The following is a 14,359-nucleotide window of genomic DNA, read 5'->3' as shown; positions in this document are numbered from 1 at the left end:
ACACCACTGAAACACAAAACCATGACAATTTGGCCCAGGTGGCGAACTCAGGACTATCCTGAAAACCGTTACCCGGACGTTCATCACACGCCAAAAAGGAGCCAGCTCATGTGTGTTCGCCAACCGCGCAACCCGATTTTTTGCCTGATCCCGCCGTACATGCTCGACCAGATCGCCCGCCACGGCGACAAAGCCCAACGGGAAGTCGCATTACGCACGCGTGCCAAGGACAGCACGTTTCGCTCATTGCGCATGGTCGCGGTACCCGCCAAGGGCCCGGCCCGCATGGCACTGGCCGTGGGCGCCGAGAAGCAACGCTCGATCTACAGCGCCGAAAACACCGACAGCCTGCCCGGCAAGCTGATTCGCGGTGAAGGGCAGCCCGCCAGTGGCGATGCCGCGGTGGATGAAGCCTATGACGGCCTGGGCGCGACGTTCGATTTTTTTGACCAGGTATTCGATCGCAATTCCATCGACGATGCGGGCATGGCCCTGGACGCCACGGTGCACTTCGGCCAGGACTACAACAATGCCTTCTGGAATTCGACCCAGATGGTATTCGGCGATGGCGACCAGCAGCTGTTCAACCGCTTCACCGTGGCACTCGACGTCATTGGCCATGAGTTGGCCCATGGCGTGACCGAGGATGAGGCCAAGCTGATGTACTTCAACCAGTCCGGTGCGCTGAACGAGTCGTTGTCGGATGTGTTTGGCTCGTTGATCAAGCAGTACGCGCTGAAGCAAACGGCCGAGGACGCCGACTGGTTGATCGGCAAGGGGCTGTTTACCAAAAAGATCAAGGGCACGGCGCTGCGCTCGATGAAGGCGCCAGGCACTGCGTTTGATGACAAGCTGCTGGGCAAAGACCCACAGCCTGGGCACATGGATGATTTTGTGCAAACTTACGAGGACAATGGCGGGGTGCATATCAATTCCGGCATTCCCAACCACGCGTTCTATCAGGTGGCCACCCGGATTGGCGGGTTCGCCTGGGAGCGTGCCGGGCGTATCTGGTATGACGCACTGCGCGATTCGCGGCTGCGGCCCAATTCCGGGTTTTTGCGTTTTGCGCGCATTACCCACGATATTGCCGGTCAGCTTTATGGTGTGAACAAAGCTGAGCACAAGGCAGTCAAGGAAGGCTGGAAAGCGGTAGGTATAAACGTTTGACGAAGCCGCCTGCGCGGCGAGGAACAGCCATGCGAATTTCAATCAAGGAAAGCGGCGGACCGGCGTTTTTTCCGGGGTTGGCCAAGCCGCGCACGGTAGAGTTGGACGCGTTGCCCGAGCCCGACCAGCAGGAGTTGCGGCAACTGATTGAAGCGTGCGATTTTTTCCAGTTGCCGCAAAGCACCGATCCCGAGCCTGGCAACCCAGGCCGAGTGCATTACACCCTGACAGTAGCGGAGGGCGAGCGCGAGCACACAGTCTGTGTACTCGCGCCGGTGAATCCCCCGGCACTGGACGGTTTGGTGCAGTGCGTGCGACGGCATATTAATTGTTGAAGCGCCAATGCTGGCAGGCTACTTACGATCCAGCCATACCGTCTGCGCATTGCAGAACTCGCGTACGCCGAAGTGCGACAGCTCGCGGCCGAACCCGCTTTTCTTCACGCCGCCAAATGCCACCCGCGGGTCTGAGACGCTGAACGCGTTGACAAAGACCCCGCCGGTTTCCAACTGATCGGCAATCGCCCGCGCCTTTGCGGAATCGGCCGTGAAGATGCTCGCGGTCAGGCCAAACTCGCTGTCATTGGCCAGCGCCACGGCGTGCTCGGCGTCGCGGGCGGTGATGATCGATGCCACGGGGCCGAACAGTTCCTGTTTGAACGACGTCATGTGGTCGGTGACGTCGGCCAGGATGGTCGGTTCATAGTAATTGCCCGCGCCCGCGACTTTATGGCCGCCCAGCAGCAGCGTGGCGCCTTCTTCCAGGGTCGCCTGGACCTGGCCGTGCAGTTCGTCACGCAGATCAAAGCGCGCCATGGGGCCGATATAGGTGGCGTCCGCGGTGGGCTCGCCCATCACCAGGGCGCGGCTGGCTTCAAGGAATTTGGCGGTGAAGGCTTCAACCACGCCCGCTTCGATGATCAAGCGCTTGGCGGCGGCGCAGACCTGGCCGCTGTTCTGGAAGCGGCCGATGACCGCGGCTTGCACGGCGGCGTCGAGGTCGGCGTCGTTGAGCACGATAAAGGGGTCGGAGCCACCCAGTTCCAGCACGCATTTCTTCAATGCGGCCCCGGCCTGTGAGCCGATGGCGATGCCGGCGCGCACGCTGCCGGTGAGGGTCACAGCGGCGATGCGTGGGTCGGCGATGGCAGCGGACACGCCCTCCTGGGTGACGTTGATCACTTCGAACACGCCTTCAGCGAAACCGGCTTTACGCAGCGCTTGCTGGATCAGATAGGCGCTGCCCATCACGTTTGGCGCGTGTTTGAGCACATAGGTGTTGCCGGCGAGCAGGGTCGGCACCGCGCCGCGCAGCACTTGCCACACCGGGAAATTCCACGGCATTACCGCGAGGATCGGGCCCAGTGGGCGGTATTCGATCCGGGCGCTGCCGTTGTCCACCAGGGTGGGCTCCGGGGCGAGCATGGCCGGCCCGTGGGCGGCGTACCATTCGCTCAGTTGCGCGCATTTTTCGATTTCGGCCCGGGCCTGGGCGATGGGTTTGCCCATTTCCAGGGTGATCATTTGCGCCATGTCTTCAGCTTGCTCACGCAGGGCGGCAGCCAGGGCCAGCAGGTATTCGGCGCGCTGGCTCACAGGCCTGCGGCGCCAGGTGCGGAAGGCAGTGGTCGAGCGGGCGAGGGCGGCGTTCAGTTGTTCTGCGCTTTCGTAGGGGTAGCTGCCGACTGTTTCGCCGTTGGCGGGGTTGAACGACAGGGCGTGGGTCTGGTGGGAGATAACATTGTTCATGGCACCGTCCGGCTGAATGAGTGGAATAGGGCCAGCGTACGGTGTTGTATGTTTTCTGGAAACTGAATAATAATAAGTAATATGTTCTCAATTCGAGAATGTTAGATCGTCCCCACGCTCTGCGTGGGAATGCATCCCATGACGCTCCGCGTCGCGCCAACGATCGGACGCGGAGCGTCCGAGGCAGCGTTCCCACGCAGAGCGTGGGAACGATCATGTGCATGATTGGAGAATGATTTGGATCTGGTGCAGCTGGAAATCTTCAAGGCCGTTGCCGAGCAAGGCAGCATCAGCGCTGCCGCCCAGTTGATTCATCGGGTGCCGTCGAACCTCACCACGCGCATCAAGCAACTGGAGCAGGATTTGGGCGTGGAGTTGTTTATCCGCGAGAAGAGCCGCTTGCGGTTGTCCCCGGCCGGGTGGAATTTCCTCGGTTATGCGCGGCGTATTCTCGACCTGGTGCAGGAAGCCCGCGCCACGGTGGCGGGGGAGGAGCCCCAGGGCGCGTTTGCCTTGGGCTCGCTGGAAAGCACGGCGGCGGTGCGCATCCCCGCGTTGCTCGCGGCCTATAACCAGCAGTACACCAAAGTCGAGCTGGACCTGAGCACTGGCCCCTCGGGCACCATGATCGAAGGCGTGCTGTCGGGTCGGTTGACGGCGGCCTTTGTCGACGGGCCGGTGCTGCATTCCACGCTGGAGGGTGTGGCGGTGTTCGAGGAAGAGATGGTGGTGATTGCGCCGCTGCATCACGCGCCGATCACCCGCGGCCAGGATGTGAATGGCGAGAACATCTATACGTTTCGTTCCAACTGTTCGTACCGGCATCACTTCGAACGCTGGTTCTCACAGGATGGCGCGGTGCCCGGCAGGATCTTCGAGATCGAGTCGTACCATGGCATGTTGGCCTGTGTCAGCGCCGGGGCCGGGCTGGCGCTGATGCCGCGCAGTATGCTGGAGAGTATGCCGGGGTGTGCGGCGGTGAGCGTGTGGCCGCTGCCCGACACGTTCCGTATCTTGAATACCTGGCTGATCTGGCGGCGGGGCACGGTGTCGCAGAGTTTGAACAGCTTTGTAAAACTGCTGGAAGAACGCGGGTTTTGTAGGAGCGAGCTTGCTCGCGAAGACCGTTAACGATAACGCGGGCATTCTGGATGAACGCGGTGTCTTTGGGTTTTTCGCGAGCAAGCTCGCTCCTACAGGAGAGCGGGTCAGCCACCAAATTGCAGGGTGCCCATGGCTAGTTTGGCCATGATTGCCGTGGCGCCCAGTTGTACCAGCCATAACGCCAACCCACCGAGGAATACTCCCAGCGCTACCTGCAGCACCAAGCTCTTCTGCCGCTTGGCTTGCGGTGCGCGTGGGGCGTAGTCGTGCAGTTCGTCGCGGTCGGCGCGCAGATCCAGGTCGTCGTTTCTCATAAAGCTCTCACAGCAAGGGGCAGTCGGTGTTCAGTCTAGTGCGTTCGCCAATAAAAAGGGGGAAGCCATTGGCTTCCCCCTTCGTATAACGTGTGTCCGCTTACAGCACTTGGACAATCGCCTTGGTCACTGCACCAATGTTCGACTGGTTCAGCGCCGCCACACAGATGCGACCGGTATCCAGCGCATAGATCCCGAATTCGGTGCGCAGGCGGGTGACTTGCTCAACGGTCAGGCCGGAGTAGGAGAACATCCCACGCTGGCGGCCGACGAAGCTGAAGTCATGGCCTGGAGCAGCCTTGGCCAGTTCGGCCACCATCTGCTCGCGCATGCCACGGATGCGCAGGCGCATCTCGGCCAGTTCGGCTTCCCACTGGGCGCGCAGTTCCGGGTTGTTGAGTACGGCGGCGACGATGGCTGCGCCGTGGGTCGGCGGGTTGGAGTAGTTGGTGCGGATCACACGCTTGACCTGGGACAGGATGCGCGCGCTTTCTTCCTTGGACTCACTGACGATCGACAGCGCGCCTACGCGTTCGCCATACAGCGAGAACGACTTGGAGAACGAGCTGGATACAAAGAAGGTCAGGCCCGACTCAGCGAACAGGCGCACCGCGGCGGCGTCTTCGTGGATGCCATCGCCGAAGCCCTGGTAGGCCATGTCGAGGAACGGCACCAGGTTCTTGGCCTTGACCACGTCCAGCACGTTTTGCCAGTCGGCCGGGCTGAGGTCGACGCCGGTCGGGTTATGGCAGCAAGCGTGCAGCACCACGATGGACTGTGGCGGCAGGGCGTTGAGGTCTTCGAGCAGGCCGGCACGGTTCACGTCGTGGGTGGCGGCGTCGTAGTAGCGGTAGGTCTGCACCGGGAAACCGGCTTTTTCAAACAGCGCCTGGTGGTTTTCCCAGCTTGGGTCGCTGATGGCGACGACGGCGTTGGGCAGCAGTTGCTTGAGGAAGTCGGCGCCGATTTTCAGCGCGCCAGTGCCGCCCACGGCCTGGGCGGTAATCACACGGCCTGCGCTCAACAGTGGCGACTCAGCGCCAAACAGCAGCTTTTGCACGGCCTGGTCGTACGCCACGATGCCGTCGATTGGCAAGTAGCCACGGGCGGCATGTTGCGCCACACGAATGGCTTCCGCTTCGGCAACGGCACGCAAGAGTGGAATCTTCCCCTCCTCGTTGCAGTAAACGCCCACGCCAAGGTTCACCTTGGTGGTTCGTGTGTCGGCGTTGAATGCTTCGTTGAGGCCCAGGATTGGATCGCGTGGTGCCATTTCGACAGCGGAGAACAGGCTCATTTTTGCGGCAGCTCTATGGGGGGTAGGAGGGACGTGTCGCGCTCCAGCCGAATGCACTAGAGCGGTGCACAAACGGGGAGCTAGTATAGAGGCCATCACGGCTGAGAGCGACAACGGAAACGGCTTTTCGGCCAAGTTTTTCGGTTTATTTGCTGACCGTTAGTCTTATTGCAACATTGACGATAAAGGTCGTGTAGGAAGACGGCCTTGAAACCCGTCACATTCGACACCACTTCTACAGCTATCATGGTTTTTTCCTGCAACCTGCGATGACTAATCGCGGGTTGCTGAGCTATTTCGTCCCTGGCGGTGTCGAGTCTGGGGTGACTTCACGAGGTACGTTATGTCGGATTTCCAGCTCGTTACCCGTTTTGAACCCGCCGGCGATCAACCGGAAGCCATTCGTCAGATGGTCGAAGGCATCGAGGCCGGCCTGGCGCACCAGACGCTGCTTGGGGTGACCGGTTCCGGCAAGACCTTCAGCATCGCCAATGTGATCGCCCAGACCAACCGCCCGACCCTGGTGCTGGCGCCAAACAAAACCCTGGCGGCGCAGCTCTACGGCGAGTTCAAGGCGTTCTTCCCCAACAACGCGGTGGAGTACTTCGTTTCCTACTACGACTACTACCAGCCCGAAGCCTATGTGCCATCCTCCGATACCTTCATCGAGAAGGATGCGTCGATCAACGACCACATCGAGCAGATGCGGCTGTCGGCCACCAAGGCACTGCTGGAGCGCAAAGACGCGATCATCGTCACCACGGTGTCGTGCATCTACGGCTTGGGCAGCCCGGAAACCTATTTGAAGATGGTGCTGCACGTCGACCGTGGCGACAAACTCGACCAGCGCGAACTGTTGCGCCGCCTAGCGAGCCTGCAGTACACCCGTAACGACATGGATTTTGCCCGCGCCACCTTCCGGGTGCGCGGCGATGTGATCGACATCTACCCGGCCGAATCCGACCTGGAAGCGATCCGCATCGAGCTGTTCGATGATGAGGTCGAAAGCCTGTCAGCCTTCGACCCGTTGACCGGCGAGGTGATCCGCAAGCTGCCGCGCTTTACCTTCTACCCGAAAAGCCACTACGTGACCCCACGCGAAACCCTGATGAGCGCCATCGAGGGCATCAAGGTCGAGCTGGCCGAGCGCCTGGAATACTTGCGCTCCAACAATAAACTTGTGGAAGCCCAGCGCCTGGAGCAGCGCACCCGCTTCGACCTGGAGATGATCCTGGAACTGGGCTACTGCAACGGCATCGAAAACTACTCGCGCTACCTGTCGGGCCGCGAATCCGGGGCGCCGCCACCGACCCTCTATGACTACCTGCCGCCGGACGCCTTGCTGGTGATCGACGAATCCCACGTCAGCGTGCCGCAGGTGGGGGCCATGTATAAGGGTGACCGTTCGCGCAAGGAAACCCTGGTGGAATACGGTTTCCGCCTGCCGTCGGCGCTGGACAACCGACCAATGCGCTTTGACGAGTGGGAAGCCATCAGCCCGCAGACCATCTTCGTCTCTGCCACGCCCGGCAACTATGAAGCCGAGCACGCGGGCCGCGTCATCGAGCAACTGGTACGTCCCACTGGCCTGGTGGACCCGGAAATCGAAATTCGCCCGGCGCTGACCCAGGTCGACGACTTGCTCTCGGAAATCAACAAGCGCGTGGCCCTGGAAGAGCGGGTGCTGGTCACCACCCTGACCAAGCGCATGTCCGAAGACTTGACTGATTACCTGGCCGACCACGGCGTGCGCGTGCGCTACCTGCACTCGGATATCGACACCGTGGAGCGGGTGGAGATCATCCGCGACCTGCGCCTGGGCACCTTTGATGTGCTGGTGGGGATCAACCTGCTGCGTGAAGGCCTGGACATGCCGGAAGTATCGCTGGTGGCGATCCTGGATGCAGACAAGGAGGGCTTCCTGCGCTCCGAACGCTCGTTGATCCAGACCATCGGCCGAGCGGCGCGTAACCTCAATGGACGGGCGATCCTGTATGCGGACCGCATCACCGGTTCCATGGAGCGTGCGATTGGCGAGACCCAGCGTCGTCGCGACAAGCAGATCGCGTTCAACCTGGAACACGGCATTACCCCCAAAGGTGTGTTCAAGGACGTTGCCGACATCATGGAAGGCGCCACCGTGCCCGGCTCGCGCAGCAAGAAGCGCAAGGGCATGGCCAAGGCCGCCGAGGAGAGCGCCAAGTACGAGAACGAACTGCGCTCACCGAGTGAGATCACCAAGCGGATTCGACAGCTGGAAGAGAAGATGTACCAGTTGGCGCGGGATCTGGAGTTTGAAGCGGCGGCGCAGACGCGTGATGAGATTGGCAAGTTGCGTGAGCGCCTGCTGGCTGTTTGATTTGCGTTGATTGGGCTGGCCCCATCGCGTGTAAGCCCGGCTCCCACATTGATCTGTGAATGCGGTCAAAATGTGGGAGCTGGCTTGCCTGCGATGGCCGCGCCTCGGTTTTCCAGATATCCCCCAGGCTGTTACCATTCGCCCCTTGTTTCAATTTTCAGTTTTATCGCCCATTCGAGACCTGCCATGACCACCGTCCGCACGCGCATTGCGCCATCGCCTACTGGGGATCCCCACGTCGGTACTGCTTACATCGCCCTGTTCAACTACTGCTTTGCCAAGCAGCATGGTGGTGAATTCATCCTGCGGATCGAAGATACCGATCAACTGCGTTCCACCCGTGAGTCGGAACAGCAGATTTTCGATGCCTTGCGCTGGTTGGGCATTACCTGGGCTGAAGGCCCGGATGTCGGCGGCCCGCATGGCCCGTATCGCCAGAGCGAGCGCAGCGACATCTACAAGCAATACACCCAGCAACTGGTTGACATGGGCCATGCCTTCCCGTGCTTCTGCACCGCCGAAGAACTGGACCAGATGCGCGCCGAGCAGCAGGCCCGTGGCGAGACCCCGCGTTACGATGGTCGTGCGTTGCTGTTGTCCAAGGAAGAAGTGGCTGCGCGCCTGGCCGCCGGTGAGCCTCACGTCATTCGTATGAAAGTGCCAAGCGAAGGCGTTTGCGTGGTGCCGGACATGCTGCGCGGTGACGTCGAGATCCCGTGGGACCGCATGGACATGCAGGTGCTGATGAAGACCGACGGCTTGCCGACGTACTTCCTGGCGAACGTGGTCGATGACCACCTGATGGGCATCACCCATGTGCTGCGCGGCGAAGAGTGGCTGCCATCGGCGCCGAAACTGATCCTGCTGTACGAATACTTCGGCTGGGAGCAACCGCAGCTGTGCTACATGCCGCTGCTGCGTAACCCGGACAAGAGCAAGCTGTCCAAGCGCAAGAACCCCACGTCGGTGACCTTCTACGAGCGCATGGGCTTCATGCCCGAGGCGATGCTCAACTACCTGGGCCGCATGGGCTGGTCGATGCCTGACGAGCGCGAGAAGTTCTCGTTGCAGGAAATGGTCGATAACTTCGACCTGTCCCGCGTCTCCCTCGGCGGCCCGATCTTCGATATCGAGAAGCTTTCGTGGCTCAACGGCCAGTGGCTGCGTGACCTGCCGGTGCAAGAGTTCGCCAGCCGTGTGCAGCAGTGGGCGTTGAACCCCGAGTACATGATGAAGATAGCGCCACTGGTGCAGGGCAGGGTAGAGACGTTCAGCCAGGTCGCGCCCTTGGCCAGTTTCTTCTTTGCTGGCGGCGTGAATCCTGATCCCAAGCTGTTCGAGTCGAAGAAGCTCTCCGGTGACCAGGTTCGCCAGCTGATGCAGTTGATCCTGTGGAAGCTTGAAAGCCTGCGTCAGTGGGAGAAGGATGCGATTACCGCGACCATCCAGGCGGTGGTGGAATCCCTGGAGCTTAAACTGCGCGATGCCATGCCGCTGATGTTTGCCGCCATCACCGGGCAGGCCAGTTCGGTGTCGGTGCTCGATGCGATGGAAATTCTCGGCCCGGACCTGACCCGTTTCCGTCTGCGCCAAGCCCTTGATTTGCTTGGTGGTGTGTCGAAGAAAGAAAACAAGGAATGGGAAAAGCTGCTGGGCGCTATCGCCTAAGCAGGCCGCTTAGGGCACGAAACCCCGGTTTTCCGGGGTTTCGTCGGTAAGTGATTGTTATCCCGGCAAAAAATTTTGGAAATTGTTGAAAATAAATTTGACACGTTTCCAAACCACCATTAAGATTCGCCCCGTCCTCACCGATGAGGGGCTATAGCTCAGCTGGGAGAGCGCTTGCATGGCATGCAAGAGGTCAACGGTTCGATCCCGTTTAGCTCCACCAATTTACAGGTTCAAGGTTCCGGCCACACCGTCCTTGAATTGATCAGGTCTCAGCTCTGATCAGATGTACAGAAGGTTTTGTCCCCTTCGTCTAGTGGCCTAGGACACCGCCCTTTCACGGCGGTAACAGGGGTTCGAGTCCCCTAGGGGACGCCAGTTTCAACAAGCAGCTCGAAAGGTCTGCTGCGTCGCGAGACGAAAAATCCGGGGCTATAGCTCAGCTGGGAGAGCGCTTGCATGGCATGCAAGAGGTCAACGGTTCGATCCCGTTTAGCTCCACCAATTTTACAGGTTCAAGGTTCCGGCCACACCGTCCTTGGATCGATCAGTTCTCAGCGCTGATCTGTTGTATAGAAGGTTTGTGTCCCCTTCGTCTAGTGGCCTAGGACACCGCCCTTTCACGGCGGTAACAGGGGTTCGAGTCCCCTAGGGGACGCCACGATTACCCGCTCTGCGGGATTTTTAAGGGTCATTCAATTATTGAATGGCCCTTTTGTTTGTCTGGCGTTTGGCCAATTCCCTCCTTTATCACCCATTTTCTGTTCTGACCGGCGGTCGTGCTTATCGCTTGCCAAATATTATTATGGTAATAATATTCAACCCATGAAAGACGGAGGCTTCGATGAGCGATAAAAAAGCGCAAACCCGCGAACGTATTTTGCAGGCTGCCAGCGCGGCATTGATCCAGCGTGGCCCGGCTGAGCCCAGTGTGGGCGAAGTAATGGGGGCGGCGGGGCTGACAGTCGGCGGCTTCTACGCGCACTTTGAAAGCAAGGACGCGCTGATGCTGGAAGCGTTCAGCCAGTTGCTGGCGCAGCGTCGCGCCTCCATCGATGACTTGGACGAACAACTGACCGGCGAAGAGCGCCGCACGTTGGTCGCAGCGTTTTATCTGTCGCGCAAGCACCGCGACTCCACGACCCAGGCCTGCCCGTTGCCCGCGACGGTGGGGGAGATGGGGCGCTTGCCGGACGCTTTTCGCGAGGTTTTGAACGAGCACGTCGAGTTGATGGCCGCGCAATTGGCCGGCAGCCCCGAAGACATCGACAAGGCCCTGGCGGACATGGCCTTGATGGTAGGGGGGCTGACCCTGGCGCGGGCACTCGGGCCCGGCGAGTTATCGGATCGGGTGATACGTGCGGCCAAGTCGGCGGTACGCTGAAAAAGGGGATGCAAGATGGGCGCATTGACCTGGGTTCGTGGTTTCAATGGCACGGTGGGGCGCCTTGCGCCGCATGCTGTCGCCAGCAAGATGCGTCGCACCTTCATGACCCCGCGCGATCTGCCGCCGCGTGACTGGGAGTTGCCGCTGTTGGCCCAGTCGGAGCGCATCACTCTGCGTTTCGGCCTGTCGGCATTGCGTTGGGGGCATGGCCCGGCGGTGCTGCTGATGCATGGCTGGGAAGGCCGCCCGACTCAATTCGCCAGTTTGATTACGGCGTTGGTCGACAACGGCTATTCGGTGATAGCCCTGGACGGTCCCGCCCACGGTCGTTCGCCAGGGCGTGAAGCCCATGTGCTGCTGTTTGCCCGCGCCATGCTTGAGGCGGCGGCCGAGCTGCCACCGCTGTATGCGGTGGTCGGCCATTCCATGGGCGGCGCCAGTGCGATGTTGGCGGTGCAGTTGGGGTTGCGTACGCAGGCATTGGTCAGCATTGCCGCACCGTCGCGCTTTCTGGATGTGCTACGCGGGTTCACCCGCATGGTCGGCTTGCCGCCACGGGCGCGCTCAGCCTTTATCCAAGAGGTGGAGTTGAGCATGGGCATGCCGCTCAAGCATCTGGACGTGGCCCACTACCAACTGAACATTCCCGGCCTGATCGTGCACGCCGAAGACGACACCTTCGTTCCGGTCAGGGCGGCTCAAGCCATTCACGAAGCCTGGTTCGACAGCCGCCTGCTGCGCCTGGAGCAGGGTGGCCACCAGAAAGTGCTCGCCGACCCGCAGGTCATCGACGCTGTACTCGCCCTATTGGCCGGCTGCCGTCTACAGGAGCGCCAAAGCGCCTGATACACTGCCCCGCCGACATCAATCGACTGGAGCAAGGCATGGGCTGGGATTTGGCAACGCCGTTCATCATTGATCTGCAGGTTACGGCTGAGGACATCGACGGCCTGGGGCACGCCAATAATGCGGTGTACGTCTCATGGCTGGAGCGTTGCGCCTGGCGCCATTCGCAGCGCCTGGGTCTGGACCTCACCGAATACCGCCGCCTCGACCGCGCCATGGCCGTGGTGCGCCATGAGATCGACTACCTGGCCGCAGGCTATGAGGGCGATGAGTTACAACTTGCCACCTGGATCGTCGATTGGGACCAACGCCTGAAAATGACCCGTCGTTTCCAGCTTGTGCGCCCCCGTGACGGCGCGACCCTGCTGCGTGCGCAAACAACCTTCGTATGTATTGAGTTGTCCAGCGGCAAGCCCAAGCGTATGCCCGCCGAGTTTATTGAAGGTTACGGCCCCGCCCTGACAGGGGGTTAACGGTTGCCGCAGGAAACCCAGTAAACTGCGCCACGATTTTTGTTGAGTGTTTTCCATGCAAATTGCTTTGGCGCCCATGGAGGGGTTGGTCGACAACATCCTGCGGGACGTGTTGACCCACGTGGGCGGTATCGACTGGTGCGTGACCGAGTTCATCCGGGTCAACGACCGCCTGCTCACACCTGCCTATTTCCACAAGCTCGCCCCGGAACTACTGCACGGTGCGCACACCGCTGCGGGCGTGCCGTTGCGTGTGCAATTGCTGGGCTCCGACCCGGTTTGCCTGGCGGAGAACGCCGCCTTGGCCTGCGAGCTGGGTTCGCAAGTCATCGACCTGAACTTCGGCTGCCCAGCCAAGACCGTCAACAAGTCCCGCGGCGGTGCGGTGCTGCTCAAGGAGCCGGAGCTGCTCAACCAGATCGTCGAACATGTGCGCCGTGCCGTACCTGCCCATATCCCGGTGACCGCCAAGATGCGTCTGGGCTTCGACAGCCCGGATGGCGCGTTGGTGTGTGCAACGGCCCTGGCAGAAGGTGGTGCGGCGCATATCGTGGTACATGCGCGTACCAAAACCGATGGCTATAAGCCCCCCGCCCATTGGGAGTGGATCCCGCGTGTGCAAGACGTGGTGAAGGTGCCAGTGTTTGCCAATGGTGATATATGGAGTGTTGAAGATTGGCGGCGGTGCCGGGAAATCAGCGGCGTAGAAGACATCATGTTGGGACGCGGCTTGGTCGCGCGGCCTGACCTGGCCCGGCAAATCGCTGCTGCGCGCGCTGGCGAAGAAGTAGTGGAGATGACTTGGGCGCAGATGCAACCCATGCTCCACGAGTTCTGGCGTCAATCGGTAGCCCAGTTGACTGAAAAGCAGGCGCCGGGCCGTTTGAAGCAATGGCTGGCGATGTTGACGCGTAATTACCCGGAGGCGGTCGAACTGTTTACGGCCCTGCGTCGTGAAACCGCATTGGAACAGGTTAGCCGCTTGCTTGGCATGCCTCACCCACAACCGGCAACGTTATGAGTTGTAACGCTTCAATGTCCGTTGATGGTGGGTGCAACATTATTTGAGTCGGCGTCCTGTTTCAAAAAATGCCCCATATTGAGAGATATGGGGCATTTTTTTGTTTGTTGGGATTATCTATGGCTGAACTTGACGCCCTTTATAGAGCGCTCGCAGTTTGTTCTCACATAGGTTGAATGTTGCTCGGTAATAAACAGGCACGTTATAGGTTTTTTAAATTCAAAAGTTTCTCTGTGTAAGTTTATTTATAAATATATGTCTTCGGTGCGTGGTTCTGGTTGTGTCTTATATGTTCGCGCGAAATATCAAAGTGGGCGGTTACGCGGCGTTTTGAATTGTATCGACAAGTTGCGTTTCAGGTGAGTTATTAATCTGTATTTCTGCCACGCACACATTCGGGGGCGGCAAATCGAGGTGTTCTTTAAAAAGCACGAGGCAAAGTCTGAAAATTTGGTTTGGTTTCTTTATATGACGCGCGATTTTAGGAACTGGTCAGCGTTAACTCCCACAAATTAGCAGCTGTCAGGCAGTGTTGTTGCTTGCAGTTCATTAAGGCTATTGCTTCCCTGGCCATTTAACGGAGTCAGGTGGCGCCGATTAAGGAGTTTATGAATGTCTCTATCTGTCAATAATTCGCCCTTTGTCAAAGTTGATACATCACCTCTGAGCGGGCAGTTGCCGACCCCGTTGAAAGTCGACATGCAACCTAAACCTCCGACGAGCCATTTCAACCTCAACCCCGCATCTGCACGCAATGAAAACAGTGAGGTCATGGTGAGTGCGACGGCGCTCACCAGAGTATTTGACATGCTCGAGCAGTTCTTCAAATCCATGCGGGAGATGCTTTTGGGAAAAAGTGTTACGCCTGATCTGGAGGCAAAAGACCAGCCCGTGAAGCCAGCTACAACTGATCAAGCGGTGAAGCTGAATGCAAAAGACCTGCCGGTGAAGCCAGGTACGACTGATCAAGCG

Annotated in this window: 12 protein-coding genes, 4 tRNA genes and 1 pseudogene; 14 read left to right on the top strand and 3 right to left on the bottom strand. The window is 59.7% G+C overall.

The genetic code is table 11. The features are described from left to right. The first annotated feature begins 108 nt into the window (after positions 1-108). Positions 109-1,170, top strand: coding sequence for a M4 family metallopeptidase (locus BT204_RS19110; protein ID WP_054898578.1), 1,062 nt, complete (start codon positions 109-111; stop codon positions 1,168-1,170). Between the two features lie 29 nt (positions 1,171-1,199). Continuing rightward, positions 1,200-1,505: a protealysin inhibitor emfourin gene (locus BT204_RS19105; RefSeq protein WP_034126226.1), complete on the top strand. Its 306-nt coding sequence runs from the start codon at positions 1,200-1,202 to the stop codon at positions 1,503-1,505. Positions 1,506-1,523: 18 nt separating this feature from the next. Here the strand turns inward: BT204_RS19105 and BT204_RS19100 are convergent, their stop codons facing one another. Continuing rightward, a complete protein-coding gene (locus BT204_RS19100) occupies positions 1,524-2,918 on the bottom strand; it encodes an aldehyde dehydrogenase family protein (RefSeq protein ID WP_072447899.1) in 1,395 nt (464 codons plus the stop codon). 237 nt (positions 2,919-3,155) lie between these two features. On the opposite strand from BT204_RS19100, the gene BT204_RS19095 reads away from it, so the two are divergent. Beyond that, positions 3,156-4,049: a putrescine utilization regulator PtrR gene (locus BT204_RS19095; RefSeq protein ID WP_072447897.1), complete on the top strand. Its 894-nt coding sequence runs from the start codon at positions 3,156-3,158 to the stop codon at positions 4,047-4,049. A gap of 77 nt (positions 4,050-4,126) precedes the next feature. Here BT204_RS19095 and BT204_RS19090 read toward each other — a convergent pair whose 3' ends face one another. Beyond that, positions 4,127-4,336 carry a hypothetical protein gene (locus BT204_RS19090; RefSeq protein ID WP_005789784.1) on the bottom strand — a complete coding sequence of 70 codons (210 nt, stop codon included), beginning with the start codon at positions 4,334-4,336 and terminating at the stop codon, positions 4,127-4,129. A 100-nt stretch (positions 4,337-4,436) separates the two neighbouring features. Then, positions 4,437-5,633 (bottom strand): amino acid aminotransferase, encoded by a 1,197-nt coding sequence (locus BT204_RS19085; RefSeq protein WP_034116881.1) that lies wholly within the window; start codon positions 5,631-5,633, stop codon positions 4,437-4,439. Positions 5,634-5,976: 343 nt separating this feature from the next. Between BT204_RS19085 and uvrB the strand changes: the two genes are divergently transcribed. The 11 genes and pseudogenes from uvrB to BT204_RS19030 form a co-directional block, all read left to right on the top strand. Next, positions 5,977-7,992: an excinuclease ABC subunit UvrB gene (gene uvrB, locus BT204_RS19080; protein ID WP_072447895.1), complete on the top strand. Its 2,016-nt coding sequence runs from the start codon at positions 5,977-5,979 to the stop codon at positions 7,990-7,992. Between the two features lie 186 nt (positions 7,993-8,178). Next, positions 8,179-9,660 carry a glutamate--tRNA ligase gene (gene gltX / locus BT204_RS19075; RefSeq protein WP_032896132.1) on the top strand — a complete coding sequence of 494 codons (1,482 nt, stop codon included), beginning with the start codon at positions 8,179-8,181 and terminating at the stop codon, positions 9,658-9,660. Between the two features lie 147 nt (positions 9,661-9,807). Next, a tRNA-Ala gene (locus BT204_RS19070) sits at positions 9,808-9,883 on the top strand. A gap of 79 nt (positions 9,884-9,962) precedes the next feature. Next, positions 9,963-10,038 (top strand) — tRNA-Glu (locus BT204_RS19065). A gap of 50 nt (positions 10,039-10,088) precedes the next feature. After that, positions 10,089-10,164 (top strand) — tRNA-Ala (locus BT204_RS19060). Between the two features lie 81 nt (positions 10,165-10,245). Then, positions 10,246-10,321: transfer RNA gene (locus BT204_RS19055), tRNA-Glu, on the top strand. Between the two features lie 183 nt (positions 10,322-10,504). Beyond that, the gene (locus tag BT204_RS19050) at positions 10,505-11,044 is read left to right on the top strand and encodes a TetR/AcrR family transcriptional regulator (RefSeq protein ID WP_054898574.1); all 540 of its coding nucleotides are present in this window, start codon (positions 10,505-10,507) and stop codon (positions 11,042-11,044) included. 15 nt (positions 11,045-11,059) lie between these two features. Continuing rightward, complete coding sequence (locus tag BT204_RS19045; protein ID WP_054921654.1) at positions 11,060-11,893, top strand: alpha/beta hydrolase; 834 nt, start codon at positions 11,060-11,062, stop codon at positions 11,891-11,893. 38 nt (positions 11,894-11,931) lie between these two features. Further along, entirely contained in the window at positions 11,932-12,366 is a 435-nt protein-coding gene (locus BT204_RS19040; RefSeq protein ID WP_054921656.1) for an acyl-CoA thioesterase, read from the top strand. Between the two features lie 55 nt (positions 12,367-12,421). Next, the gene (locus tag BT204_RS19035) at positions 12,422-13,387 is read left to right on the top strand and encodes a tRNA dihydrouridine synthase (RefSeq protein ID WP_054898571.1); all 966 of its coding nucleotides are present in this window, start codon (positions 12,422-12,424) and stop codon (positions 13,385-13,387) included. Positions 13,388-13,999: 612 nt separating this feature from the next. Then, a pseudogene (locus BT204_RS19030) lies at positions 14,000-14,359 on the top strand (hypothetical protein); the annotation flags it as partial.

The organism is Pseudomonas sp. NFPP02 (assembly GCF_900119355.1).
Taxonomy (GTDB): domain Bacteria; phylum Pseudomonadota; class Gammaproteobacteria; order Pseudomonadales; family Pseudomonadaceae; genus Aquipseudomonas; species Aquipseudomonas paracarnis.
Note: the sequence above shows the minus strand (reverse complement) of the source record. Positions and strands in the feature narration are given on the sequence as shown.